The organism is Pseudoduganella sp. UC29_106, assembly GCF_044055365.1.
Lineage (GTDB): Bacteria > Pseudomonadota > Gammaproteobacteria > Burkholderiales > Burkholderiaceae_D > Rugamonas.
In genome coordinates this window covers 1553798-1578791 of the sequence record NZ_CP171977.1, presented here as the reverse complement: position 1 = coordinate 1578791, position 24994 = coordinate 1553798, and the positions used below count along the sequence as shown (strand labels likewise).

At 63.1% G+C, this 24994-nt stretch carries 23 protein-coding genes and 2 pseudogenes; 5 read left to right on the top strand and 20 right to left on the bottom strand.

Translation table 11 applies throughout. The annotated features are described in order from the left end of the window. Positions 1–7: 7 nt before the first annotated feature. The 20 genes and pseudogenes from ACHMW6_RS08315 to gyrA form a co-directional block, all read right to left on the bottom strand. Positions 8–978 (bottom strand): annotated as a pseudogene (locus ACHMW6_RS08315) (M20/M25/M40 family metallo-hydrolase). Positions 979–1600: 622 nt separating this feature from the next. Next, on the bottom strand, positions 1601–2494 hold the full coding sequence (locus tag ACHMW6_RS08310) for an FAD:protein FMN transferase (protein ID WP_395406662.1): 894 nt from the start codon (positions 2492–2494) through the stop codon (positions 1601–1603). Beyond that, the gene (locus tag ACHMW6_RS08305) at positions 2488–3624 is read right to left on the bottom strand and encodes a DUF3570 domain-containing protein (RefSeq protein ID WP_395406661.1); all 1137 of its coding nucleotides are present in this window, start codon (positions 3622–3624) and stop codon (positions 2488–2490) included. The genes ACHMW6_RS08310 and ACHMW6_RS08305 overlap by 7 nt, the downstream gene beginning before the upstream one ends. Beyond that, a complete protein-coding gene (locus ACHMW6_RS08300) occupies positions 3624–3863 on the bottom strand; it encodes a DUF4266 domain-containing protein (RefSeq protein ID WP_395406660.1) in 240 nt (79 codons plus the stop codon). The genes ACHMW6_RS08305 and ACHMW6_RS08300 overlap by 1 nt, the downstream gene beginning before the upstream one ends. A 91-nt stretch (positions 3864–3954) precedes the next feature. Beyond that, positions 3955–4335, bottom strand: a pseudogene (locus ACHMW6_RS08295) (TlpA disulfide reductase family protein); the annotation flags it as partial. Between the two features lie 37 nt (positions 4336–4372). Continuing rightward, positions 4373–4675: a ComEA family DNA-binding protein gene (locus tag ACHMW6_RS08290; RefSeq protein ID WP_395406658.1), complete on the bottom strand. Its 303-nt coding sequence runs from the start codon at positions 4673–4675 to the stop codon at positions 4373–4375. A gap of 102 nt (positions 4676–4777) precedes the next feature. Further along, complete coding sequence (locus ACHMW6_RS08285) at positions 4778–5671, bottom strand: OmpA family protein (protein WP_395406657.1); 894 nt, start codon at positions 5669–5671, stop codon at positions 4778–4780. 250 nt (positions 5672–5921) lie between these two features. Next, positions 5922–6857 (bottom strand): D-glycero-beta-D-manno-heptose-7-phosphate kinase, encoded by a 936-nt coding sequence (gene rfaE1 / locus ACHMW6_RS08280; RefSeq protein WP_395406656.1) that lies wholly within the window; start codon positions 6855–6857, stop codon positions 5922–5924. A 2-nt stretch (positions 6858–6859) separates the two neighbouring features. Next, the gene (gene lapB / locus ACHMW6_RS08275) at positions 6860–8035 is read right to left on the bottom strand and encodes a lipopolysaccharide assembly protein LapB (protein WP_395406655.1); all 1176 of its coding nucleotides are present in this window, start codon (positions 8033–8035) and stop codon (positions 6860–6862) included. Positions 8036–8047: 12 nt separating this feature from the next. Next, the gene (locus tag ACHMW6_RS08270; protein WP_395406653.1) at positions 8048–8353 is read right to left on the bottom strand and encodes a lipopolysaccharide assembly LapA domain-containing protein; all 306 of its coding nucleotides are present in this window, start codon (positions 8351–8353) and stop codon (positions 8048–8050) included. 163 nt (positions 8354–8516) lie between these two features. Then, positions 8517–8822, bottom strand: coding sequence for an integration host factor subunit beta (locus ACHMW6_RS08265; protein WP_107141261.1), 306 nt, complete (start codon positions 8820–8822; stop codon positions 8517–8519). A 16-nt stretch (positions 8823–8838) separates the two neighbouring features. Then, a complete protein-coding gene (rpsA, locus tag ACHMW6_RS08260) occupies positions 8839–10515 on the bottom strand; it encodes a 30S ribosomal protein S1 (protein WP_395406651.1) in 1677 nt (558 codons plus the stop codon). 86 nt (positions 10516–10601) lie between these two features. Beyond that, positions 10602–11270 carry a (d)CMP kinase gene (cmk, locus tag ACHMW6_RS08255; protein ID WP_395406650.1) on the bottom strand — a complete coding sequence of 223 codons (669 nt, stop codon included), beginning with the start codon at positions 11268–11270 and terminating at the stop codon, positions 10602–10604. 86 nt (positions 11271–11356) lie between these two features. After that, positions 11357–12697: a 3-phosphoshikimate 1-carboxyvinyltransferase gene (aroA, locus tag ACHMW6_RS08250; protein ID WP_395408560.1), complete on the bottom strand. Its 1341-nt coding sequence runs from the start codon at positions 12695–12697 to the stop codon at positions 11357–11359. Positions 12698–12726: 29 nt separating this feature from the next. Further along, the gene (locus ACHMW6_RS08245; RefSeq protein WP_395406648.1) at positions 12727–13716 is read right to left on the bottom strand and encodes a prephenate dehydrogenase; all 990 of its coding nucleotides are present in this window, start codon (positions 13714–13716) and stop codon (positions 12727–12729) included. Beyond that, positions 13706–14821 (bottom strand): histidinol-phosphate transaminase, encoded by a 1116-nt coding sequence (hisC, locus tag ACHMW6_RS08240; protein ID WP_395406647.1) that lies wholly within the window; start codon positions 14819–14821, stop codon positions 13706–13708. The genes ACHMW6_RS08245 and hisC overlap by 11 nt, the downstream gene beginning before the upstream one ends. 17 nt (positions 14822–14838) lie before the next feature. Then, positions 14839–15912: a prephenate dehydratase gene (gene pheA / locus ACHMW6_RS08235; RefSeq protein ID WP_395406646.1), complete on the bottom strand. Its 1074-nt coding sequence runs from the start codon at positions 15910–15912 to the stop codon at positions 14839–14841. Positions 15913–16020: 108 nt separating this feature from the next. Next, positions 16021–17103: a 3-phosphoserine/phosphohydroxythreonine transaminase gene (serC, locus tag ACHMW6_RS08230; RefSeq protein WP_395406645.1), complete on the bottom strand. Its 1083-nt coding sequence runs from the start codon at positions 17101–17103 to the stop codon at positions 16021–16023. A gap of 13 nt (positions 17104–17116) precedes the next feature. After that, positions 17117–17707, bottom strand: a complete 591-nt coding sequence (locus ACHMW6_RS08225; RefSeq protein WP_395406644.1) for a DUF2059 domain-containing protein — start codon at positions 17705–17707, stop codon at positions 17117–17119. Positions 17708–17777: 70 nt separating this feature from the next. Next, entirely contained in the window at positions 17778–20423 is a 2646-nt protein-coding gene (gene gyrA, locus ACHMW6_RS08220; protein WP_395406643.1) for a DNA gyrase subunit A, read from the bottom strand. Positions 20424–20697: 274 nt separating this feature from the next. On the opposite strand from gyrA, the gene ompA reads away from it, so the two are divergent. The 5 genes from ompA to ACHMW6_RS08195 all read left to right on the top strand — a co-directional run bounded on the left by ompA (position 20698) and on the right by ACHMW6_RS08195 (position 24981). Further along, the gene (gene ompA / locus ACHMW6_RS08215) at positions 20698–21411 is read left to right on the top strand and encodes an outer membrane protein OmpA (protein WP_395406642.1); all 714 of its coding nucleotides are present in this window, start codon (positions 20698–20700) and stop codon (positions 21409–21411) included. A 225-nt stretch (positions 21412–21636) separates the two neighbouring features. Beyond that, positions 21637–22359, top strand: a complete 723-nt coding sequence (locus tag ACHMW6_RS08210) for a DUF899 family protein (protein WP_395406641.1) — start codon at positions 21637–21639, stop codon at positions 22357–22359. 138 nt (positions 22360–22497) lie between these two features. Next, on the top strand, positions 22498–23193 hold the full coding sequence (gene ubiG, locus ACHMW6_RS08205) for a bifunctional 2-polyprenyl-6-hydroxyphenol methylase/3-demethylubiquinol 3-O-methyltransferase UbiG (RefSeq protein ID WP_395406640.1): 696 nt from the start codon (positions 22498–22500) through the stop codon (positions 23191–23193). A 3-nt stretch (positions 23194–23196) separates the two neighbouring features. Then, entirely contained in the window at positions 23197–23889 is a 693-nt protein-coding gene (locus ACHMW6_RS08200; RefSeq protein WP_395406638.1) for an HAD family hydrolase, read from the top strand. A 120-nt stretch (positions 23890–24009) separates the two neighbouring features. Continuing rightward, positions 24010–24981, top strand: a complete 972-nt coding sequence (locus ACHMW6_RS08195) for a hypothetical protein (protein ID WP_395406637.1) — start codon at positions 24010–24012, stop codon at positions 24979–24981. The last annotated feature ends 13 nt before the right edge of the window (positions 24982–24994 follow it).

Sequence of the window (24994 nt, the reverse complement as noted above, 5' to 3'; positions counted from 1 at the left end):
AACGGGATCAGCGCTGCGGCGACGGGTAGGTGGCGGGACTGGCGTTGCCGTCCTTGTCGACTGCCTGCACGCCGAAGAAGACATTGTCCTTGGACAGCGGGATCTTCGCTTCCGTCACATTGCCCACGAACTGGCTGCCCTGCCAGTCGGCAGCCGTGGTGTCGCGCCAGACGACGCGGTAGCCGGCGACATCGGGTTCGCGGTTGGCTGCCCACACCAACGTGGAGTCGTTCTCCAGTTGCGCCGTGCGCAGTTTGACCTGCTGCGGCGCCGCTGGCGCGTTGGCCAGCGTGGCCAGCGCAGCGGCGTTCACGCGCGCGACTTGGGCGATGTAGTTGTAGTCGTTGTACTCGGGCAGGTCGCCGTACACCTTGCCGTTCTCAGTGCGCAGGTTCTGGTGCTGGTGCGAGAAGTCCTCGGCCGGCTCGGTGAAGCGCAGGGCCGCAAAGCCGCGCTCCAGGAAGGGCATGTGGTCGCCGCCGCGCAGGTAACGGTCGCGGCGCTGGATCACGCTGACCTTGAAGCCCGGCACATAACGCTCGCCCTGCTCTTTCACGTGGCGCGCGAGCTGGCGGCTGATGGAGTCGTTCTCGCCGCCGGTGGTCACGAGGTTGCGCACGGCCTCGCTCATTTCCTTCGCAGCCGGCACGCCTTCGGCGAACAGGCGCACCTGCTTGTCGTCCACCTTGCCGGTGTCCGAGCGCGAGCTGCCAATGATATCGTTGGTGAACATGCCGGCGATGTTCAGGTTCTTCTGCTTCGCCTGTTCGGCCCAGTGGGCGGCGCCCAGCAGGCCCTGCTCTTCGGCGGCCACGGTCATGAAGACGATGGTGGCGTCGAACTATATTTCGACATCACGCAGGCCATTTCCATCACGGCTGCCGTGCCGGAGGCATCGTCGTTGGCACCGGGTGCATCGCCCTTGGCGTCCATCACATCGGAGTTGCGCGAGTCATAGTGGCCGCTGACCACGTACATGCGGTCGCGAGATTCGGCCTGCGCGCCGGGCAGCGTAGCGACGACGTTCACGATTTCGGTGGGGCGGCTGATGCGCGCGGACACGGGCGCGATATGGCTGTCGAATGCAACCTGCAGCGTGCCCGCGCCGCACTTCTCCATCTCCGCCTTGATCCAGCGGCGCGCCGCGCCAATGCCCACGGTATCGGATTCCGTTTCGGACATGGTATGGCGCGTCTTGAAGCTGACCAGCTTGCGGATGATGGCTTCGATGCGCTGCGGGGAAATTTCCTTGACGATCTTGTCGATGTCCGGCTGGTGACGGGCCAGGTCCGGCCCCTGCGTTGCCGCGCCGCTGTTGACGGCGCATGCGGCCAGCGCCGCCGCCAGCGCTGCCTGCTTGAACTGCTGTTTCATTTTCTCTCCCGGTGAAATGACCGAGCTATCATCGCATGGCTGCGGCTTGACTTGTGCATCATATTGTAGGGAGGCGCGCTGTTTGATGCTGCAGACGGTGGCTCTGCGCGGAGACGGCGGATCAATGATCCGCCCTACGCTCCGGGGCGGATCATGGAACCCGTGGGACGGATCATGGAACCCCGCGGCGGATCATAGAGTTCCGGCGGCGGATCATGGAGCCGGGCTAGCAGCGCTGGCTGTGCAGGCGGCCGTCGGCGTCCTGGGCGAGCCAGGAGAAGCCGGATTGTTCGAGGAAGCGGGGGGCGTCTGCGCCCAGCAGCATGGCGATGGTGGTGGTGCTGCCGGCGGCCACCGCCAGCGGGGCAAGCACGCTGACGGAGCGCCAGTAGGTAACGGGCATGCCGCTGCGCGGGTCGAGGATGTGGCAGTAGCGGCGGGCATCGAGTTCGAAGTAGCGTTCGTAGTCGCCGGACGTCGCCAGGCCGCCGCGGGCGACAGCCAGCGACGCGATAGTGCGATCGGCGTTGCGCGGGTCCTGGATGCCGATCAGCCAGGGTTCGCCATCGGGCTGTGGGCCGATGACGCTAATGTCGCCGCCCAGGTTCACATAGCCATGCTGCACGCCCAGCGCGCGCAGCACGGCGGCGGCGCGGTCGGCCGCATATTCCTTGCCGAAGCCGCCGAAGTCCAGTTCCATGCCAGGCTTCTGCAAGCGCACGGCGCCGCGCCTGCGTTCGACCTTGTGCCAGCCGACCAGCGCCAGCAAGGGTTCCAGCTCTTCGCTTGACGGTATCCGCGGTACCTTGAAATTCCAGGCGCGGCGCAGCACGCCGGAGGTGATGTCGAACAGGCCGCCGCTGATGGCGAACAGGCTGGTCGCGTAATCGAGCAGGCTGGATGCTTCGTCTTCCAGCGTGATCCATTTGCCGTTGCCGGCCGCAGCGTTGATGCGGGAAACGATGCTGTCCGCACGATAGCGCGAGTAATCGGTTTCGATGCGGCGCACCTCAGCTATCGCCGGCTCGGCGATGCGCTCCGCATCTTCCTGCGTGGGTGCCACCAGCATCAGGTGGCAGGGACTTGCCATTGCGTTGAAACTGACCTTCCAGGCTACCATTGCTTGCTGACTCCAAGTTGCCACAACTGCGCATCAAAACGTTCCAGGCCCGGGCTGCCGCTGCCGAAGGCACGCCAGGAACCGCGTTGCCGGTACTTCTCGCCTTTCAGCCAGGCGCTCCAGCCCTGGCCGAACTGCTTGGCCACGCGCAGCCCCGCCGTTACGGCGCCGAAGCCGGACAGGCGCTGGTCCGCAGAAGTAAAGCCGGTGCTACCGATCACGAAGCCCAGCGGGAAAGGCGGGCCGAAACGCGGATCGTACACGGGATCGAAGTAGAAGTCAGCCGCAGACTGCGTGTAGTAGCGCAGGTTCGGCGTCCAGGACCAGCCGTGCTGCATCGGATGCTCAATCTCAAGGCTCAGCGTATGGGCGCGGATGCCGTAGCTGTCGCGGTAATAGCGGTAGCCACTGCGGATCGTCGGTCCCCGCTCCAGCGCGTGATTCCAGCGCAGCAGCAGGCTGTCGCTGTCCCGTTCACGGGGACGGTTGTCCAGCAACTTGTAGGGATCGGAGTAGTAGCCGCGGCCGCGCACATGCGTGTAATCGGCCTTCATCACATCGCGCTTGCCCAGCACTTGCTCCAGCGAGAGCATGGCTTCCGTCGAATGCCGCCGCTCATTGCGCACCAGCAGGTTGACCGGATCGATGCGGTCATTCGATACGCCCAGCGACAGGCCGGCCGTCGTATTGCGGTCTTCCGTGGACCAGCTGCCGGACACCGACCATGCATGCGAGCGGTAATCGTTCTCGATCGACGTCGTGTGGCCAACGCCCAGCGTGGCGTTATTGAAGTAGCGCGTAACGCGCGCATCGCCCGCATTGCGCTTTTCCTCCATGCGCGAGGCGCCGGAAAGCGCCGTGTGATAGCGCGGCGTGGCGCCGGACAGATGGTCGGATACCGCCCCGCCCTCCAGCAGCCATTCGCCTGCCACCGGCACCATCAGCCGCAGCGAGGGCGAACGCACGCTGACGCGGTCCAGGCTGGGCTGCTCATCCTTGTAGTAAAGATAGCCGACGCTGATTTCGCTGTATTCAGGCAGGGTTTGCGCCGCCGCGTCCAGTCCCGGCAGGGCCAGCGCCGCCAGCATCAGCGCCTGGCCGGGACTGCGCTTCTCGTTCGGGGCCGCCATCAGTTGCACCCGCATCCGCCGCCGCCCACGCTGCCGGAACCGAAGGCGGCTTCCTTGCTGTCATAGGTGTGGGCGGAGTAAGCCGATTCGAGACGGTTGCCGTCGAAGCGCATGGCGGGACGCGCCAGCGCGCCCTTTTCCCAGGGCGCCACAGGCTGCACCATGCCGCAGGCGGACAATCCCGGCGCCAGCAAGGGCGCAATCAACAGGCAAATGCGGCCAATCAGCGAGCGTTTCATTTTCCTCCTTCAGGGCAGCCCCCACCTTCGCTTCCAGTTGCGCGGCTTCGGCTGGATTGAATCCGGTGTGCATCCAAAGCAACTGCCCGTCGCGGCCAATCAGCGCGCTGCTGGGCATGCCCTTGATCCTGTAAGCCTTTGCCGTGGCGCCGGCCGGGTCGTAGACGATGGTGAAGGTTGCGGGCACCTGGGCCAGGAAGGCTGCCGCGTCCTCACTTTTTTCGTCGAGATTGATGGCGACAATGTGCAGGCCTTCGGCAGCGTGCCGCTTGTGCAGGCCGTTCATCCAGGGGAATGATTTCCTGCAGGGCGCGCACCAGGACGCCCAGAAATCGACGTAGACCAGTTTGCCGCGCAGGGCGGCGAGGTTCACGGAGCCGTGATCGCCCGGCAGCTCGAACGGCGGCGCAGGCGCGGCCACCGCAATCGACGCAAGACCAGACAGTACGGCGCACGTGCAGCTACGAACCATAGCGACTCCATAATCCGACGTGCGCCTATCTTAGCAGTTATTTCTTGCCGCTTTCCTTACGTGGGGCGCCATCGCGGGACTTGCCGTTCACCTGCAGTCCGGCTTCGGACAGGCGCATCGCATTCTTCTCGCCGATGCCCTTTACGCGCCGTTCAAGGTCCGGCCAGTCCTTGAACTCACCCTTGGCGCGCTCTTCCATGATGGCCTTGCTCTTGGCCGGCCCGATGCCTTTGACCGAGTCCAGCGCCGCGGCGTCGGCTTTATTGACATCGACCTGGGCGAACGCGACGCCCATGAACGCCACCCAGGCCACCAATGACAGCAACAGTTTCCTGATCATACCTGCCTCCATGTGTGTGAACGCGAGACGACCTCGCATCGCACACAACGGCGCGCCTCGCCGGGCGTTGACGCCGCGCGCGGCGCGTTTGAGGCAGATCAATCAGCGTGCAACCAGCTCCACCCGGCGGTTCTTCGCCCTGCCCTCGTCGCTGGCATTGCTGGCGACCGGCGCCAGGTTGGCAACGCCGCGCGCCGTCATGCGGCTGGCGGCGATGCCGTACTTACTGGCGAGGGCTTCGGCCACGGCCTGCGCACGCCTCTGCGACAGCGTCATATTCGCTTCGAACTCGCCCTGGTCGTCGGTGTGGCCGACGATGAAGACCTTCTGCTGCGGCTTTGCCTTCAATGCCTGCGCCATCTGCTCCAGCTGTTCGGCGGACTGCTCGCGGATCACGGCCTTGTTGGTGTCGAAGGTCACGCCGTACAGGGCCACCTTGCCTTCGCGCTGCAGCGCATCCTGGATGGCGCGCGTGTCGACGGTGACTTTGCCGCCTTCGAGTTTGGCCGGCTCGATAATCTGGACGAACTGGCGCACGCGCCCTTCTTCGCCGCCGCCGACCAGGCCCACCTGCACGTACATCGTTCCGCCCGGCAGCTGCTTGCTGGCGCTGATGTAGTGGAAGGCCGGCTGGTTGGCGCTGTTGAAGATGTTGCTGACGTGGGGATTGAAGGACTTCCAGTTCGCCTCGCGCGGCAGCTCCTGCACTAGCTGCTGCACCTTCTGCTGTTCGCACTGGCTGGTTTCGCAGGCGTAGATGGTCTGGAAGCCGGCGGCGGCCAGCGCTTGCTGGAAGTTGCGGTGGACTTCGAGGGTGCTGCGGTTTTTCGGCCCCCAGTAGAAGCGGTTGCTGGTGCGGCCCTCGACGCTTTGCAGTACCAGTTTGCCCTGGCCGGGCGCCACGATCTTCGCCTGTCCGAGGTTTTCGCCGCCTGTCATGTACAGGGACGAGCCTTCGTAGCGCTTCAGCATGGGGTGGTCAGAGGCGCCGGCCATATCCTTGTCGTAGTCGGCGGCGTTGGCGATGAGAGGCGGCTACCAGCAAGATAGCCGCAAGAGGGATGTGGCGCATGCGATGTCCGGCTTTGAGTTGACGGGAGGTCAATATAGCAGGAAGCCGCGCCGCAATGCGCCGGTAATCGGCGGGGGTAATGACCGAAGGGCCGCTGGCGTTCTTAGAACCCAGGGCAGAAGCTGGTGTCAGCCACATCGTGGCTGACACCTGGTTTTGGCCGTGGGTTTTGAATCAGGCGCCGAAGAGCTCTTCGCGGGTGACGGTAGCCGTGCCCAGCTTGCCGACGACAATGCCGCCGGCGCGATTGGCCGTCTGCACGGCTTCGTTCCAGCTCATGCCCGCGCCGAGCATGGCGGCCATGGTGGCGATCACGGTGTCGCCGGCGCCGGACACGTCGAACACTTCGCGCGCGTCGGCCGGAATGTGGAAGCGGTCGGTGGCGGTATAGAGAGTCATGCCCTCTTCCGAGCGCGTGAGCAGCAAGGCATCGAGTTTCAGTTCCGCGCGCAGGTTCTGCGCCTTGGCGGTCAGCTGGTCTTCGGAGTTCCAGCTGCCGACGATGCGTTTCAGCTCCGACTTGTTCGGCGTGAGCACGGTGGCGCCGGTGTAGGGTGTGAAGTCCTCGCCTTTCGGGTCGACCATCACGATTTTGCCCTCGGCGCGCGCGGTGGCGATCATGTCCGCCACGTTGACCAGGCTGCCCTTGTTGTAGTCGGACAGCACGATCACGTCATAGTCCGGCAGCAGGGTCTTGAACTGGACCAGCTTGTTGCGCAGGACGGTGTCGCTGGGAGGCTCCTCGAAGTCGATGCGCACCATCTGCTGCTGGCGGCCGATCACGCGCAGCTTGATGATGGTGGAAATGGCTTCGTCGCGCTTCAGGTAGGAGTGGATGCCGCCGCCTTCCAGCAGGTTCTCCACTTCGGTGCCCGCTTCGTCCGCGCCGACGATGCCGAGCAGGCCGGCGTGCGCGCCCAGTGCGGCGGCATTGCGCGCCACGTTGGCCGCGCCGCCCAGGCGCGCTTCGCGCTTCTGGATGCGCACGACTGGCACCGGGGCTTCCGGCGAGATGCGGCTTACGTCGCCGAACCAGTAGCGGTCGAGCATGACGTCGCCAACGACGAGGATGCGGACTTTGTCCAGGGCTGGTGCAGGATAGGTGGTCATCTTCAATTCATCACATTGAGTTCTTCGGTGCGGCGCGGCGGGTAGGAATCCCAGCGGCTGCATCCCGGACAATGCCAGTAGAACTGGCGCGCCTTGAAGCCGCAGTGGCTGCACTGGTAGCGCGCCAGCTTCTGCGTGTAGCCGTGCACCAGGTTCTTCACCATCGACAGCTCGGACAGCACGCCGGCCGGCGCATCCATCATGCGCGCTTCCAGCAGCTTGTCCAGGCCCAGCAGGGTCGGCGTGCGGCGCAGTTCATCGGACACCACCTGCTTGGCCGCGTCCACGCCTTCCAGTTCGATCACGGCCTTGAACACTACTTCCAGCAAGTCGATCGACGATGCCTGCTCCAGGTAGGACTTCAACAGACTAAGGCCCTCCTGCGGACGGCCCACCTTGCGGTAGCCATCCATCAGGCGCGTGGCGACCAGCGCCACGTGCGGCACGCTTTGCTGCTCCACGCGGCCCCAGGTCACGAGCGCGCCTTCCACGTCGCCGCGGCCCAGCTGCACATCGCCGCACAGGATCATGGCGCGCACGCTGCTGCGGTCCGCATGCAGGGCGTTTTCCAGCTGAGCTTCCGCCTCGTCGTAGTGCAGGCGCACCAGCGCGTCCTGCGCCAGTTCGCAGTAGAACTGGGCAATTTCTTTCTGGCGCGAGCCGGCACCCGCTTCCTGCAGGGCGACGGCCGCTTCAATGGCGCGCTGCCATTCCTTCTCGCGCTGGAAAATCTCCAGCAGCGCGCGGCGGGCCTGCACGGCGTAGGACGTGTCCAGCAGGCGCTGGTAGGTTTCCTCGGCGCGGTCCAGCAGGCCGGCCTTCAGGTAATCCTGGCCCAGCTCATACTCGGCATGGGCGCGCTGCTCGCTCGGCAGGTCCGGGCGCGACAGCAGGTTCTGGTGCACGCGGATGGCGCGCTCCGTTTCGCCGCGGCGGCGGAACAGGTTGCCGAGGGCGAAGTGCATGTCCGCCGCATCGGGATCGAGCTTGACGATGTCGATGAAGGAATCGATGGCCTTGTCCGGCTGGTCGTTCAACAGATGGTTCAGGCCCTTGTAATAGCCGCGAGAGAGCGTGCCGGCTTCGGACACCACGGCGCGGATATCAACGCGCGCAGCAAGCCATCCGAGGCCGAAGAAGGCAGGTATGCCCAGTAGCCACCAGAATTCAAATTCCATAGTTTCTTCTTTTTAGTGCTGGGTGTTGACGCTGTCCGGCGCCGGCTGGACGGCCGCTTTCAGGGCCGAGCTTTGCAGCGTCTGGATCGTGGTCTTTTGCTTGTTCGACTCGCGACGGTGGCGGAACACGGTCGGAGTCAGGGCCAGAACGCCCAGTACCGCCCCGGCCACAAAGAAGGCCAGCAGCATCAGCACCAGGGGGCCGCGCAATTCGTAGTTGAGGAAGAGGTGCAGGTCAACTTCCTGCGTGTTTTTGACGGCAAAACCAAAGAACAGGACAAATACAACAACGCCAATGGCGGTGGAAATCAATTTCATCGTCAGTTCCTGTTAAACCCGATTCAAGAGCTGGTGTCAGGCACGATGTGCCTGACACCCGGTTAGCGCCAACACAGGTGCCTGGCACCAGCATTTCGCCGTTGGTTTCGTCAACGAAAAAGGGGCAGGCAAATGCCCGCCCCTCCATTCTCCTTGCAGAGACTCAGTCCTCGATGATCGGTTGCCCGACCATCGCATCGACCCGCTCGCGCAATTGCTTGCCAGGCTTGAAGTGCGGCACCCGCTTTTCAGGGACCATCACCTTGTCGCCGGACTTGGGATTGCGTCCAATGCGCGGCGGCCGCGAATTCAGGGCAAAGCTGCCAAAACCGCGGATCTCGATGCGCTGGCCGCTCGCAAGAGCGGTGGTCATCGCATCGAGAATGGTCTTGACGGCGTACTCCGCATCTTTGGCCACCAGCTGAGAATAACGCTCAGCCAGGCGGTTGATCAATTCGGACTTAGTCATCTAAGCGCTCGGATAATTAGTTCTTGTTGTCGAACTTGGCCTTCAGCAGTGCGCCCAGGCTGGTCGTGCCGGAAGCAGCGCTGGAATCAGCGGACAGCTTCTGCATCGCTTCAGCGGTTTCGGCGTTGTCTTTAGCCTTGATGGACAGCTGGATCGAACGTGCCTTGCGATCGATGTTGATCACCAGGGCTTCCACGGAATCACCAACCTTCAGGTGGGTGCCGGCATCTTCCACGCGGTCGCGGGAGATTTCGGAAGCGCGCAGGTAGCCTTCAACTTCGTCGGACAGCTGGATCACGGCGCCTTTCGGCTCAACCGACTTAACGGTACCGGTAACCAGGGAGCCCTTGTCGTTCATGGCTGCGAAGTTGTTGAAAGGATCACCTTCCAGCTGCTTCACGCCCAGGGACACGCGCTCGCGTTCCACGTCGATGGCCAGAACAACAGCTTCCAGCTCGTCGCCCTTCTTGAACTTGCGCACGGCTTCTTCGCCCGGCTCGGTCCAGGACAGGTCGGACAGGTGCACCAGGCCGTCGATGTTGCCCGGCAGGCCAATGAACACGCCGAAGTCGGTGATCGACTTGATCGCGCCCTTTACCTTGTCGCCCTTCTTGTGGCTCATGCCGAAGTCGTCCCAAGGATTGGCCTTGCACTGCTTCATGCCCAGCGAAATACGACGACGCTCTTCGTCGATTTCCAGAACCATGACTTCCACTTCGTCGCCCAGCTGGACAACCTTGTTCGGCGCCACGTTCTTGTTGGTCCAGTCCATTTCGGACACGTGTACCAGGCCTTCGATGCCCTGTTCCACTTCAACGAACGCACCGTAGTCGGTCAGGTTGGTGACCTTGCCGAACAGGCGGGTGCCTTGCGGGTAACGACGGGACAGACCGGTCCAAGGATCGTCGCCCAGTTGCTTCACGCCCAGGGACACACGGTTCTTTTCCTGATCGTACTTCAGGACCTTGGCGGTGATTTCCTGGCCAACGGTCAGCACTTCGGACGGGTGACGCACACGACGCCATGCCAGGTCGGTGATGTGCAGCAGGCCGTCGATGCCGCCCAGATCCACGAACGCGCCGTAGTCGGTGATGTTCTTCACAACGCCGGTCACCACGGTGCCTTCTTTCAGGGTTTCCATCAGCTTCTGACGCTCTTCGCCCATCGAAGCTTCGATGACGGCGCGGCGGGACAGAACCACGTTGTTACGCTTGCGGTCCAGCTTGATAACCTTGAATTCGAGGGTCTTGCCTTCGAACGGGGTGGTGTCCTTGACAGGACGGGTGTCTACCAGCGAACCTGGCAGGAAAGCACGGATGCCGTTGGTCAGAACGGTCAGGCCGCCCTTGACTTTGCCATTGACGGTACCAACGACGATTTCGCCGGATTCCATTGCTTTTTCCAGAGCCAGCCACGAAGCCAGACGCTTGGCTTTGTCGCGGGACAGGATGGTGTCGCCGAAACCATTTTCCAGCGATTCGATGGCCACGGAAACGAAGTCACCAACTTTGACTTCCAGTTCGCCTTGGTCATTCTTGAATTCTTCAACAGGGATGAAAGCTTCCGATTTCAGGCCGGCGTTGACGATAACAAAGTTGTGGTCCAGACGCACGACTTCAGCGGAGATCACTTCGCCAGAGCGCATGTCTTGACGCGACAGGGACTCTTCGAAGAGGGCTGCAAAACTTTCCATTGTTAATTCCAGGTTAGCCAGTAAGGCCCGCACGATGCGGCTTCAACTGGGTTGAGGGTTGAACAAAACTGCTCACAAACAGCTACTTATTTGCCGACGGCTGCGTACCATTTCAAGACCTGATCAACAGCTTCTTCAGCCGTCATCGAGGAGGTATCCAGCACGTGGGCATCTGCCGCGGGGGCCAGCGGTGCAACGGCCCGGTTCATATCCCGGTCATCGCGCGCTTTCAAATCCATCAGCAGGTCTTGCATATTAGCAGAAATTCCCTTTGCGATCAATTGCTTATAGCGCCGATCGGCCCGGGCTTCCACGGAAGCGGTCAAAAACACCTTCAATTGGGCATGCGGGAAGATCACCGTGCCCATATCGCGGCCGTCCGCCACCAGGCCCGGAGTCTTGCGGAAACTCAGTTGCAGAGCGAACAAGGCCTGGCGCACCATGGGCAGGGCCGCGATCTTTGATGCCGTATTGCCAACTTCCTCGACGCGGATGGCGTCAGTGACGTTTTCTTGCGACAAGAAGACGGCTTCGCCCGTGAAATGGATGTTCAGGTGCTCGGCCAGCTTGGCGATCGCGTGCTCGTCGTCGAGCCGTGTGCCACGGCGCAGGGCCTGCAGCGCCGTCAGGCGGTACAGCGCGCCGGAATCGAGGAGGTGGTAACCCAGTTTGTCCGCGACCTTGTGGGCCACGGTGCCCTTCCCGGAAGCGGTAGGGCCGTCGATGGTGATGACAGGGATTTGCGATGTTGGCATGTATGTCAATATATCAAACTAAAACCCGAGGCCGAAAACTGGTGTCTGCCACATCGTGGCAAGACACCTGCTCCTTGCCTTGGGTTTTAAAGGCTTTCGCGGCGCGCGATGGACGCGAAAGCCGTGAAGTAGTCAGGGAAAGTCTTGGCCACGCATTTCGGGTCGTTGATGCGCACCTCGGTGCCGCGGCGGATCGCGCCGTCCAGCGAAGCGAGGGAGAAGCACATCGCCATGCGGTGGTCGTCATAGGTATCGATTTCGGCCGGCTGCATCGACGGCGGCGGCGTGACCTTCAGCCAGTCCGGCCCCTCCTCCACCTCTGCGCCCAGCTTGCGCAGCTCGGTCGCCATGGCGGACAGGCGGTCGGTTTCCTTCACGCGCCAGGAAGCGATATTGCGCAGGGTGGACGGGCCGTCCGCGTACAGGGCGGCGACGGCGATGGTCATCGCCGCATCGGGGATGTGGTTGAAGTCCATATCGATGGCCTTCAGCGGACCGTCGCAGCGCGACTCGATCCAGTTATCGCCCATCGTGATCTGGACGCCCATCTGTTCCAGCGCATGCGCAAAGCGCACATCGCCCTGGATGGAATCGCGGCCCACGCCTTCCACGCGCACCGGACCGCCGGCAATCGCGCCGGCCGCCATGAAGTAGGAAGCGCTGGAAGCGTCGCCTTCCACGTGGATATTGCCCGGGCTCTGGTAGACCTGGCCGGCCGGAATGGTGAAAGAAGACCACTCTTCCTGCTCCACCGTCACGCCGAAGCGGCGCATCAGGTTCAGGGTGATTTCGATGTAGGGCTTGGAAATCAGCTCGCCTTCCACGGCGATGGTCACGGCCTTGTCGCGCGCCATCAGCGGCGCCACCATCAGCAGCGCCGTCAGGAACTGGCTGGAGACATTGCCGCGCACCGAGAGCTTGCTGGTCGCGAAGTTGCCGGCGTGGATGTGCAGCGGCGGATAGCCCTTGTTGCCCGTGTATTCGATATTGGCGCCGACGGCGTTCAGCGCGTCCACCAGGTCGCCGATCGGGCGCTCGTGCATGCGCGGCACGCCGTGGATCTTGAAGTCGCCGCCGATCACGGCCAGCGCCGCCGTCAGCGGACGGATCGCGGTACCGGCGTTGCCCATGAAGAGGTCGGCCGTGCGGTTCGGGAAGGCGCCGGCCACGCCCTGCACACGGTGGATGGTGCGCGCGTCGCCATGCACGGCGGACGGCGGTTCTTCCTGCCATTCCACGCCCAGCGAGCGCAGTGCGGCCAGCATCACGGCGGTATCGTCGGAAGCCAGCAGGTCGACGATCTTGGTCTCGCCTTCGGCCAGCGCGGCCAGCAGCAGGATGCGGTTGGAAATGCTCTTCGAGCCCGGCAGGCGCACCACGCCTTCAACGTGGCTGACCGGTTGCAGGTCGAGGTAATGCGGGGTAATCAGTCATGCGAAATCCTTGGGGTCGCGTTTCATTCGGCGGCCGAGTCCTTCGGCAGCGGCGTCTCGGCGGCCTCGATGGCCTCGATCCATTGCTTGCGCGCACGCTGCGCGTTGGCATAGACGGATTCGAGGGCGGCGGCGTCGCCGGCGGCCAGGCTGGCGCGCAAACGGGTTAATTGTGCCAGATATGCATCCAGCTCAGTCAGGAGGGCGGCCTGGTTGGCGAGGCTGATATCGCGCCACATTTCAGGCGAGCTGCCGGCGATGCGGGTGAAGTCGCGGAAGCCGCTGGCAGCATATTGAAACAGCAGGCCTGAGTGGGGCTTGCCGGCAATGTCATCCACCAGCGCGTAGGCCAGCAGATGCGGGAGGTGGCTGACGGCGGCGAAGACTTTGTCGTGCTCTTCCGGGGTCAGCTTGTGGATGATGGCGCCGCAGGCTTTCCATGCGGCGGCCACGCGGTCGATGTCTTCCTGCGCGTTTTCTTGCAGCGGCGTGAGGACGGCCTTTTTGCCGACATACAGGTTGTCGATGGCGGCATCGGGACCGTTGGTTTCGCGGCCGGCGATGGGGTGGCCGGGGACGAATTGCTTCACGCGCTCGCCCAAGGCGCGGCGGGCGGCGGCGACAACGTCGGACTTGGTGCTGCCGCCGTCGGTGACGATGGTGTTCGCATCGAGGTGCGGTTTGATTGCCGCGAGAATCCGCTCCGTCTGTGCCACCGGCGCGGCGAGAAACACCAGGTCGGCACCGGCCAGCGCGCCGGCGATGCTTGTTTCAAACCCACGGCCAGGACCAGGTGGCTGCCACGATGTGGCAGCCACCAGCTTTACGCCGTTGGTTTCGGTGTCAGCCGGCAACACGCACGAATCGATGATGCCCAGCTCCAGCGCCCGGCCGAGGAAAGCCGGCGAGCGGTCAACGCCGACTATATGCCGAACAAAACCAGCCCTCTTCAGCGAGCGTGCAAACGACCCGCCGATCAGGCCAACGCCGAAGATGACGACTTTATTCAGCACTGGCCAGGGCCTTCTGCAAGGCCGCAATGAGGATGGCGTTCTCCTGCGGCAGGCCGATGGAGATGCGCAGCCATTGCGGCAGGCCGTAGTTGCCGACCGGGCGCACGATCACGCCCTGCTTCAGCAGCGCCAGGTTGACGCGCGCGCCGGCGCCGTCGTCGTTGCCGACCTTGACCAGCACGAAGTTGCCATAGGAAGGCACGTACTCCAGGCCCAGCTCCTGGAAGGCTTGCACGAACTGCTCGTAGCCGGCCTTGTTGTTCTGCGCGGACCTCGCCAGGAATTCCCTGTCGTTCAGCGCCGCGATAGCGGCTGCCTGGGCCAGCGAGTTCACGTTGAAAGGCTGGCGCACGCGGTTCATCAGGTCCGTCAGTTCCGGCTGGGCCAGCGAGAAGCCCACGCGCAGGCCCGCCAGGCCGTAAGCCTTGGAGAAGGTGCGCGATACCAGCAGGTTCGGGAACTGCTTCACCCACAGGGCTGACTCGAACTGGTCTTCCGGTGACAGGAACTCGTTGTACGCCTCATCCAGCACCACGACCACATTCGACGGCACCTTCTTCAGGAAGGCTTCGATCTGCGCACCGGGAATGAAGGTGCCGGTCGGGTTGTTCGGGTTGGCGATGAAAACCAGTTTCGTGTCGGGAGCGATGGCGGCGGCCATTGCGTCCAGGTCATGGCCATAATCCTTGGCCGGCACCACGATGTGGCGCGCGCCGATGCCCTGGGTGGCCAGCGCGTACACAGCAAAGGAGAACTCGGAATAGACGATGGACTGGCCGCGCTCGCAGAAGGCGTGGGCGGCAATTTCCAGGATGTCGTTGGAGCCGTTGCCGAGGGTGATCCAGTCCATCGGCACGTCATAGCGCTTGGACAGCGCCAGTTTCAGATCGTAGGCGTTCGCGTCAGGATAGCGGCCCAGCTCCGCGGCCGCGGCGGCCATGGCTTTCTGCGCCGATTCCGGCACGCCAAAGGGATTTTCATTGGAAGCCAGCTTGACGATGGCTTCTTCGTTCAGACCAAATTCGCGCGCCACTTCCGAAATCGGCTTGCCAGCCTGGTAAGGAGCGATTGCACGAACGTATTCAGGACCGTATTGCTTGGACATGTTCAATTCTCGATTTATCAGGTGAGGCTGGTCGGGTAAGAGCCCAGCACTTTGAAGAAGGCGGCGTTGTCCTTGAGTTCGGCCAGCGCCTTGGCCACGGCCGGGTTATGGACGTGTCCCTCGATGTCAACGTAAAAATAATACTCCCAGGTGCCCATGCGGGCCGGGCGCGATTCGAAGCGCGTCATCGACACGCCGTGCGTGGCCAGCGGCGCCAGCAACTGGTACACGGCGCCCGCCTTGTTCGGCACGGCCAGCACCAGCGAAGTGTGGTCGCTGCCCGAAGGCCCCGTCTCCAGCTTGCCAATTACGGCGAAGCGTGTGCGGTTATGCGGATCGTCCTGGATATGGCCTTTCACCACGCCCAGGCCGTACATATTGCCCGCCAGTTCGCTGGCGATGGCGGCGATGGCCGGGTCGTCGCCCGCCATGCGCGCCGCTTCGGCATTCGATGCCACGGCGCGGCGCTCGATGTTCGGATAGTTCTGGTTCAGCCATGCCTGGCACTGGGCCAGCGCCTGCGAGTGGGCGCAGATGACAGTCACGCCGTCCATCGTGCCGGTCTTGCTCATCAGGCTGTGGTGCACGGCAATCGCCACTTCGCCGCTGATCAGGCAAGGGGTGGTGAGCAGCAGGTCCAGCGTGCGGTTGATGGCGCCTTCGGACGAATTCTCGACCGGCACCACGCCGAAATCGGCCGTTCCCGCCTCGGTGGCGCGGAACACTTCGTCGATGGACGGGCATGGCAGGCCTTCGACGGCTGTGCCGAATTGCGCATACACCGCCTGCTCGCTGAAGGTGCCGGCCGGGCCCAGGTAGGCCACGGTCACGCGGCGCTCCAGCGCGCGGCAGGAGGACATGATTTCGCGGAAGATGGATTGCACTTCCTTGTCGCCCAGCGGACCCGGGTTGCGCTCGGCCACGCCGCGCAGCACCTGGGCTTCGCGCTCGGGACGGAATACCGGCGCGTTGGTCTCGGCCTTCACATGGCCGACTTCCTGCGCGACCTGCGCCCGCTGGTTCAGTAAATCGAGAATCTGCGCGTCGATCGAATCGATCTTCTCGCGTAAGGGTTTCAGTTTGTCAGTCATTCGTTTAACGTATTCAAAGTGCCGTTGGCTCTTGCAAAACCCAAGGCTTAAAGCTGGTGTCTGCCACATCGTGGCAGACACCCGGTTCATGCCGTGGGTTCTAAAAACTCAACGGCCCGCAAACTCATTCAGGTAGTCGACCAGGGCTTGCACGCCCTCGATCGGCATCGCGTTATAGATCGATGCCCGCATACCACCGACGGACTTGTGGCCCTTCAGCTGCAGCAGCCCGCGCGCCTTCGCGCCGGCCAGGAATGCTTCATTCTTCGATTCGTCGCGCAGGTAGAACGGTATATTCATGCGCGAGCGGTATTCTTTCGCGACGCGATTCTGGTAAAAATCGTCCGCGTCCAGGGCCGCATACAGCAGCTCTGCTTTTTCAATATTACGCTTTTCCATGGCCGCCACACCGCCCTGCCGCTTCAGCCACTGGAACACCAGGCCGGCGATGTAGATGCCGTAGGTCGGCGGTGTGTTGAACATGGATTCGTGTTCGGCCACCGTCTGGAAATTCATCGCGGACGGCGTGATCGGCAGCGCCTTGCCCAGCAAGTCTTCACGGATGATTACCACCGTCACGCCGGCGGGGCCGATATTCTTTTGCGCGCCGCCGAAGATCACGCCGTACTTGCTCACATCGACAGGGCGCGACAGGATGTGCGAGGACATATCCGCCACCAGCGGCACATCGCCCTGCACGGTCGGCGTGAAGTTGTACTCGACGCCATCGATGGTCTCGTTGGTGCAGATGTGCACATAAGCGGCATCTTTCGTGAGCTTCCACGATTCCTGCGCCGGCACGCCCGAGAAACCATCCGCCTGCGAGGAGGCCGCCACGTTCACGGTGGCATAGCGCGCAGCTTCCTTCAGCGACTTGCCGGACCAGGAACCGGTATGCACGAAATCGACCGTGCGGCCCGGCGTGCCGATCAGGTTCATCGGCACCACGGCGTTCTGCGACAGCCCGCCGCCCTGCATGAACAGGATCTTGTAGTTGGCCGGCACCGCAAGCAGTTCGCGCAGGTCCGCCTCCGCCGCGCGGTAGATGGACATGAACTCCGGTCCGCGGTGGCTCATCTCCATGACGGACATTCCGCTGCCATGCCAGTCCAGCATTTCAGCGGCCGCCTGTTGCAGCACTTCCTTGGGCAGCACGGCCGGGCCGGCAGAGAAGTTATAAACGTTCGTCACAGCTTCGATCTCCTTATTGCTTGGCCTGTTTCAGCGCGGCCTGTACGCGTGGCGCCACGATGCGCTGGGCGCTCTTCATCGCTTCCGCCGTCAATTGCGGCATTACATTCAGTGCTTTCTGGCCGGTCGGCGTGCGGTAGAAAGCCGCCAGCTGGTCCATCTCCTGCGGCGTGAAAAAGCGCGCATACAGCGAGGACGCCTCGTTGTACATCTCATCGACCACCTTCGGGTCGGTCAGCACGCCCTGCACGGCCGCCGCGGCCTTCGGCAATGCCTTTTCCGCCTTCGCCATCTCGGTCTTGCGAGCGGCGTCGTCCAGCTTCGGATTGTTGCGGATGGATGCTTCCACCTGGTTGCGCATGACGTTTACCAACTGGTCCGACATCGCCTTGTTGTTGGCGGCAAGCGTCTCACGGTAGCGCATCGCTTCCAGCAAGCCGCGCACGCTGGCGGCAGCGGCAGGCGACACGGCCGGCGCTGGCGCAGCGGCCGGTGGTGCATTGGTAGGCGCCGGAGGCGGCGGAATCAGCTGGGCAAAAGCAGGCGCGCCGGCAGCCAGCGCCAGCGCGGTGAATACGGTTACGGCAGTCTTCTTCATCATCATGATTGTGACTCCAAAAAAAACTAACGGGCCCGGTCCGATTTGCTCAGACGGGGCCCGCAGGGCTGCAGCCTTATTCGGCTGGCGTTTCGGGCGCGCCGCCGTTGTCGCCGGCCTCGCCATTCTCTGCTTCGGGTTCGTCGGCATCCGCCTCCACGATACGCTGCAGGCCGGACAGCTTGGTGCCATCCTCCACGGCGATCAGGGTCACACCCTGGGTCGCGCGGCCCATCTCGCGGATCTCGGAAACACGGGTGCGGATCAGCACACCGCCGGTCGTGATCAGCATGATCTCGTCCGCCGAATCGACCAGGGTCGCGGCCACCACCTTGCCGTTACGCTCGGAGGTCTGGATCGCGATCATGCCCTTGGTGCCGCGGCCGTGGCGGGTGTACTCGGTGATCGGAGTACGCTTGCCGAAGCCGTTCTCGGTTGCCGTGAGCACGGACTGCTGCTCATTCTCGGCCACCAGCAGCGCGATCACGTTCTGGCCGTCTTCCAGGTTCATGCCGCGCACGCCGCGCGCGGTACGGCCCATCGGACGCACATCGTTCTCGTCGAAGCGCACCGCCTTGCCGGAGTCGGAGAAGAGCATCACATCGTGCTCGCCGTCGGTCAGCGCGGCGCCGATCAGGAAGTCGCCCTCGTCCAGGTCCACGGCAATGATGCCGGCCTTGCGCGGGTTGCTGAAGTCCTTCAGCGGCGTCTTCTTCACGGTGCCCAGGCTGGTGGCCATGAACACATAGTGGTCTTCCGGGAAGGTGCGGTTTTCGCCGGACAGCGGCAGCACCACGGTGATCTTCTCGTTGTCCTGCAGCGGGAACATGTTCACGATCGGCTTGCCGCGCGAAGTGCGCGAGCCTTGCGGCACTTCCCACACCTTCAGCCAGTACAGGCGGCCGCGGTTGGAGAAGCACAGGATGTAGTCGTGGGTATTGGCGATGAACAGCTGGTCGACCCAGTCTTCATCCTTGGTCGACGTAGCCTGCTTGCCGCGGCCGCCGCGCTTCTGGGCGCGGTATTCGGACAGCGGCTGGGCCTTCATATAGCCCATGTGGGACAGGGTCACCACCATGTCCTGCGGCGTGATCAGGTCTTCGGTTTCCAGATCGGTTGCGTTGTGCTCGATGGTCGAGCGGCGCGGATCCTTTTCGCCGTATTCGTTCTTCGCCAGCGTCAGTTCGTCGGTGATGATCGCGGTCACGCGGGCCGGCTTGGACAGGATGTCCAGCAGGTCGGCGATCAGGGCCATCACGTCCTTGTACTCGTTGACGATCTTGTCCTGTTCCAGGCCGGTCAGGCGCTGCAGGCGCATCTGCAGGATTTCGCTGGCCTGGTCGTCCGACAGCTTGTACAGGCCATCGGCCTGCATGCCGTAGTGCTTCGGCAGGTGCTCAGGACGGAAGGCTTCAATGCCCGCCTGGCCTTCTTCGCCGGTGCGCGCCAGCATCTCGCGCACCAGGGACGAGTCCCATGCCTTGGCCATCAGTTCCGCTTTCGCGATCGGCGGCGTTGGCGCAGCCTTGATGATGGCGATGAATTCGTCGATGTTCGCCAGCGCGACTGCCAGGCCTTCCAGCACGTGGCCGCGTTCGCGCGCCTTGCGCAGTTCGAACACGGTGCGGCGGGTCACCACCTCGCGGCGGTGCGACAGGAAGGTCGCCAGCATGTCCTTCAGGTTCATCAGCTTCGGCTGGCCGTCCACCAGGGCGACCATGTTCATGCCAAAGGTGTCCTGCAACTGGGTCTGCTTGTACAGGTTGTTCAGCACCACTTCCGGCACTTCACCGCGTTTCAGCTCGATCACCACGCGCATGCCCGACTTGTCGGACTCGTCGCGGATATCGGAAATGCCTTCCAGCTTCTTGTCGCGCACGTTCTCGGCGATGCGCTCCAGCAGGGACTTCTTGTTGACCTGGTAGGGCAGCTCGTCGACGATGATCGCGATGCGGCCGCCTTCCTTGCCGTATTCCTCGAAGTGGGTCTTGGCGCGCATCACCACGCGGCCGCGGCCGGTGCGGTAGCCGTCGCGCACGCCGGACACGCCATAGATCGTGCCGCCGGTCGGGAAGTCCGGCGCCGGGATCAGTTCGATCAGTTCATCGATCGAGCAATCCGGATTGGCCAGCACGTGCAGGGCGCCGTTGATCACTTCCGTCAGGTTGTGCGGAGGGATGTTGGTCGCCATACCCACCGCGATACCGGACGAACCGTTGATCAGCAGGTTGGGGATCTTGGTCGGCAGGACGGTCGGCTCTTTTTCCTTGCCGTCGTAGTTGGGCGCGAAATCGACGGTTTCCTTGTCGATGTCGGCCAGCAGTTCCTGCGAAATCTTGTCCAGGCGGCACTCGGTATAACGCATTGCCGCCGCGTTGTCGCCGTCGATCGAGCCGAAGTTGCCCTGGCCGTCCACCAGCATGTAGCGCAGCGAGAAATCCTGGGCCATACGCACCAGCGTGTCGTAGATCGACGCGTCGCCGTGCGGGTGGTATTTACCCATGACTTCACCCACGACACGGGCGCACTTCACATAGGGGCGGTTCCAGACGTTGTTCAGTTCGTGCATCCCGAACAGGACGCGGCGGTGTACCGGCTTCAGGCCGTCGCGCGCATCCGGCAAGGCTCGACCCACGATCACGCTCATGGCGTAATCCAGGTAGCTCTTGCGCATCTCTTCTTCGAGGGAAATTGGGATTGTTTCTTTTGCGAATTGATCCATTGGCGGGTCGATCTGTTGTCAGGCGTTAGTTAGTGTTGCGGCCCGGACGCATGGCACACAACCCTACGATTTTATCACGGGGCATGGTGCACCGGACGAAAGTAATGGGATTGACATAATTATCAATTATTATTCCGTCTTGGTTGCAAGAAAACAACATTTTGGTCGAACACGCAAATGTGCCCTTTTGCGCGCTTTTTTTGGGCATTTCGCGAAATGTGGCAAAATGGACGAGAAATCAATTAGTTTCACCCCAAGAAAGGACAACCACAATATGAAACAACTGATCACCACGATCTTCGCTGCTTCGGCCATGCTGGCCGGCGCCGCGCTGGCGCAGGAGAAGCCGACCGCTCCCCCGTTCGCTCCAGTCACGCAGGACATCAAGGCTCCAACGCCGAAGAGCGCATATGTGCAGGATGCCCGCGGCATTATCGCCCGTGATCCCTTCGGCCTGTGCTGGCGCACCGGCTACTGGACTCCGGCTGACGCCGTTCCAGGCTGCGATCTGCCGATTTGCACTCCACCAGAGGAACTGAAAGACGGTAAGTGCGTTGCTCCGCCTCCTCCACCACCGCCACCAGCACCTGCCGCTCCGGCACCGGCTCCGGCGCCTGTGGTGGCTGCACCGGTTTCCGAGAAAGTGTCCTTCGCTGCGGACGCCTTCTTCGACTTCGACAAGGCCGTGCTGAAGCCTGAAGGCAAAGCCAAGCTGGACGACGTGACCGCCAAGCTGGGTACCGTCAACCTGGAAGTGATCATCGCTGTCGGCCACACCGACTCCGTTGGCACCGATGCCTACAACGACAAGCTGTCCCTGCGCCGCGCTGAAGCCGTGAAGGCCTACCTGCTGAGCAAGGGCGTGGAAGCCAACCGTGTTTACACCGAAGGCAAGGGCGAGAAGCAGCCAGTTGCGGACAACAAGACCGCCGCCGGCCGCGCCCAGAACCGTCGCGTGGAAATCGAAGTTGTCGGCACCAAGAAGTAATTCCTGAGCGCTTCCGCGCCGGAAAGCAGCCCCGCCTAGTGCGGGGCTTTTTTCACCCCCACGGCCCAAAAGCAGGTGTCAGGCACGATGTGCCTGACACCAGGTTCACGCCTTTGGTTTCTTTTGATTGACCTGCGCGCTCATCTACGCCGCTGGCCGAACTGCGCGCCGCGACCTCCCCCGCAGTGCTAAAACGACGGCATCCCAAGGCAAGGAGATGCCATCATGACCACCCTCACACCAGCAAAAGACCTGGCCGCCGCCCACAGCCATCCCTATCCGAACGACAGCCCCGAATACCGCGCCGCCCGCACCGCCCTGCTGGCCGAGGAAATCGAGCTGCGGCGCCACATCGAGCGCGTAGCAGAGCAACGCCGCGCCCTGCCCATGGGCGGCGAACCTCCCGGCTATACCTTTCTCGACGAAAACGGCAAGACCATCACGCTGGCCGATATGTTCGGACAACACGACACCTTGCTCACCTACTTCTGGATGTTCGGCCCACAGCGCGAACGTCCCTGCCCCATGTGCACTGCCCTGCTCAGCGGCTTCGAAATCCCTGCCGTCGACCTCACGCAGCGCGTGGCGCTGGCCATCATCGGCCGCTCGCCGGTAGCGCGCCAACTGGCCTTCGCCCGCGAGCGCGGCTGGCGCAATTTGAAGTTTTATCAATGCATTGGCGATGATTTTCCGCGCGACTACCGCGGCCTGGCGCCGGACGGCAGCGAGTGGCCGGCGCTGGATGTGTGGACGAAGCGCGACGGCAAGGTGTTCCATTTCTGGGGCCCGGAAATGGGCGGCACCCAGGACCCCGGCCAGGACCCGCGCGGCGCGCCTGATCCGGTGATCCTCTGGACCCTGCTCGACCTCACGCCGGGCGGTCGGGGCAAGGATTGGTATCCGCAGCTCTCATACACGGCAGGCGACACGCGCCCGCACGTGGCGTGATTTGGCGTCCCCGGTCCGCACGCACGGCGGATCAATGATCCGCCCTACACGCCCCGAGGGCGCTCGATCATCCGACACCGCGCACGTTCGCCACACCGCGCTTGGGAACCCAACAAATGTCCTGCTATGATGCGCCCTATGAACGCCGATCCATTAGAACTGCAAAAATTCAGTGAGCTGGCCCACCACTGGTGGGACCCCACGTCCGAATTCAAACCTCTGCACGAGATCAATCCGCTGCGCCTGGAGTGGATCAACGCGCGCGCCCCGCTGGCGGGCAAGAACGTGATCGACATCGGCTGCGGCGGCGGGATCCTGTCCGAGTCCATGGCACGCAAGGGCGCGAAAGTCACCGGCATCGACCTGTCCGAAAAAGCGTTGAAAGTCGCCGACCTGCACAGCCTCGAATCCGGCGTGCAAGTACGCTACAAGCTGATCGCCGCCGAAGACATGGCCACCGCCGAAGAGGGCCAGTTCGACGTGGTCACCTGCATGGAAATGCTGGAACACGTCCCCGATCCCGCCGCCATCGTGCGCGCTGCGGCAAAGCTGGTAAAACCGGGCGGCAAAGTCTTCTTCTCGACCCTGAACCGCAACCCCAAGGCCTACCTGTTCGCCGTGATCGGCGCCGAGTACCTGTTGCGCATGCTGCCCAAGGGCACGCACGATTACGACAAATTCATCACCCCGGCCGAGCTGTCGCAATACATCCGCAGCGCCGGCCTGCAAGTCGATGCCCTGAAAGGCCTGGGCTACAACCCGCTGACCAAGGTCTACTCGCTGAATAACGACACCAGTGTGAACTACATGGTGGCGTGCACCCGTCCTGAGTAAAGCATGAACCTGAATTCCTCCCCGCGCGCCATCCTGTTCGACCTGGATGGCACCCTGGCCGACACGGCGCCCGACCTGGCCGCCGCGATCAATCTGCTGCGCACCGTGCGCGGGCTGGAACCGACGCCGTATGAGTTGCTGCGTCCGCAGGCTTCGGCCGGCGCGCGCGGCATGATCGGCGTCTCCTTCGGCCTCTCGCCACAGGATGAAGGCTTTGAAGAACTGCGTCTCGGCTTCTTCAGCAACTACGAAGCCGCAATGGCCGTGCACAGCACCCTGTTCGAGGGTGTGGCCGAACTGCTGTCCGGCATTGCCGACGCCGGCCTGCGCTGGGGCATCGTCACCAACAAGCCTGCCCGCTTCACCGATCCGCTGGTGCCGCAGATCGGCCTGCACCTGGCCTCCTGCGTCGTATCCGGCGACACCACGCCGCACGCGAAACCCCACCCTGCCCCGCTGCTGGAAGCGGCCTCCCGCCTCGGCCTCGCGCCGGAACAGTGCTGGTATGTGGGCGACGACCTGCGCGACATCCAGGCCGGCCAGGCAGCCGGCATGGCAACTGTCGCCTGCCAATGGGGCTACTGCGGCGCCGAGGAACCGGCCGCCTGGGGCGCCGACCATCTCCTGGCATCCCCGGCCGATTTGCTGGCCCTGATCCGCTCGACTGTACCATCTCCGACACCACTTGCCGCCTAAAGTTTGCGTTTTAGCAAGCCTATACAATTTTCGTATTGCCTCGCGGCAACGAACGGGCGTACCATGTAGAGGAACGTGTTTTACTAGAAATAGAAACAGACTCTAGATCGGAGACCAAGTATGACTGGCGAGGAAAACAGCGAGCTATCCCTCCCCCCACGCAGCAATGCGCCACAGCGCTGGGACGCCACGGTCGCCGAGGCCAAATACTATTGGTATGACTTGCTCGTCAACGACCCACCGGTCGCTGACTTCCGCGACCCCATCGGCCGCTATCAGCGCCGCATGCAGTTCGCCCTCGATGCGACGATGGAAAAGCGCCTGCTGTACTTGCTGGTGGCGCGCGAACGGCTTCGTATCGACGTCAAAAAAGGCACGAGCTGGGGCTTTTTCGGCCTGAAACTATCCGTGCCGATCCTGATCGGCAAGGACGAGCGCAAGCACTCCCTGCAGATCGAACTGACCGTGCCGTTCGAAGCCACGTTCAAGAAGCCACAGGTCACGCTGCACGACAAGTACCTGGCCCTCAACTGGGGCTCAATGACGGAAGTGTTCTCCGTGCACGACCTGATCCAGCAATTCGACACCGGCCTTTCCTTCCCCAGCAAGGTGCTGATGGTCGGCCAGACCCGCGATCCTGCGGCCAAGCTGGCCAAAGGCCGCCACACGGCGGTCAACCGGGCCTGTGAAGAAGTGGAGGCAGAAAGCGACTGCTTCCTGCTCATCAAGCGCATGAAAGTGGCGGTCGACACCGCGGCCACCGACTGGTCCGAAGAAGCGTCCATGCGCACCCATGTGGACGTGCTGGAGGCCATGCTGATCCGCCACTTCGAAGGCGAAAAGCCGCGCGGCCGCTCAATAATCGACCAGAGCACGCGCGCCGAGCGCCTGCTCACATTGATCGACACCTATCAGCTGGAAAGCCTGATCATCGACCTTGGCTTCAAGGGTGCGGACGGCTTCCACGACCTCGTGTCCGAACACGCCGCCAAATCCCGCCGCCACCTGCTCGACTGCGCGTTCGAGGATGGCGAAATCTCCATCAAGCCCCTGCCGGACGACTTCCGTCCGCTGGTCGAGCTGGAGGAATGAGCGGCCGGCGTGC

Coding starts and splice junctions, on each gene's coding strand:
- ACHMW6_RS08310 (WP_395406662.1), bottom strand. CDS start 2,494: ATGGTAGCCTGGAAGGTCAGTTTCAACGCAATGGCAAGTCCCTGCCAC.
- ACHMW6_RS08305 (WP_395406661.1), bottom strand. CDS start 3,624: ATGGCGGCCCCGAACGAGAAGCGCAGTCCCGGCCAGGCGCTGATGCTG.
- ACHMW6_RS08300 (WP_395406660.1), bottom strand. CDS start 3,863: ATGAAACGCTCGCTGATTGGCCGCATTTGCCTGTTGATTGCGCCCTTG.
- ACHMW6_RS08290 (WP_395406658.1), bottom strand. CDS start 4,675: ATGATCAGGAAACTGTTGCTGTCATTGGTGGCCTGGGTGGCGTTCATG.
- ACHMW6_RS08285 (WP_395406657.1), bottom strand. CDS start 5,671: ATGGCCGGCGCCTCTGACCACCCCATGCTGAAGCGCTACGAAGGCTCG.
- rfaE1 (WP_395406656.1), bottom strand. CDS start 6,857: ATGACCACCTATCCTGCACCAGCCCTGGACAAAGTCCGCATCCTCGTC.
- lapB (WP_395406655.1), bottom strand. CDS start 8,035: ATGGAATTTGAATTCTGGTGGCTACTGGGCATACCTGCCTTCTTCGGC.
- ACHMW6_RS08270 (WP_395406653.1), bottom strand. CDS start 8,353: ATGAAATTGATTTCCACCGCCATTGGCGTTGTTGTATTTGTCCTGTTC.
- ACHMW6_RS08265 (WP_107141261.1), bottom strand. CDS start 8,822: ATGACTAAGTCCGAATTGATCAACCGCCTGGCTGAGCGTTATTCTCAG.
- rpsA (WP_395406651.1), bottom strand. CDS start 10,515: ATGGAAAGTTTTGCAGCCCTCTTCGAAGAGTCCCTGTCGCGTCAAGAC.
- cmk (WP_395406650.1), bottom strand. CDS start 11,270: ATGCCAACATCGCAAATCCCTGTCATCACCATCGACGGCCCTACCGCT.
- hisC (WP_395406647.1), bottom strand. CDS start 14,821: ATGTCCAAGCAATACGGTCCTGAATACGTTCGTGCAATCGCTCCTTAC.
- pheA (WP_395406646.1), bottom strand. CDS start 15,912: ATGACTGACAAACTGAAACCCTTACGCGAGAAGATCGATTCGATCGAC.
- ACHMW6_RS08225 (WP_395406644.1), bottom strand. CDS start 17,707: ATGATGATGAAGAAGACTGCCGTAACCGTATTCACCGCGCTGGCGCTG.
- gyrA (WP_395406643.1), bottom strand. CDS start 20,423: ATGGATCAATTCGCAAAAGAAACAATCCCAATTTCCCTCGAAGAAGAG.
- ompA (WP_395406642.1), top strand. CDS start 20,698: ATGAAACAACTGATCACCACGATCTTCGCTGCTTCGGCCATGCTGGCC.
- ACHMW6_RS08210 (WP_395406641.1), top strand. CDS start 21,637: ATGACCACCCTCACACCAGCAAAAGACCTGGCCGCCGCCCACAGCCAT.
- ubiG (WP_395406640.1), top strand. CDS start 22,498: ATGAACGCCGATCCATTAGAACTGCAAAAATTCAGTGAGCTGGCCCAC.
- ACHMW6_RS08200 (WP_395406638.1), top strand. CDS start 23,197: ATGAACCTGAATTCCTCCCCGCGCGCCATCCTGTTCGACCTGGATGGC.
- ACHMW6_RS08195 (WP_395406637.1), top strand. CDS start 24,010: ATGACTGGCGAGGAAAACAGCGAGCTATCCCTCCCCCCACGCAGCAAT.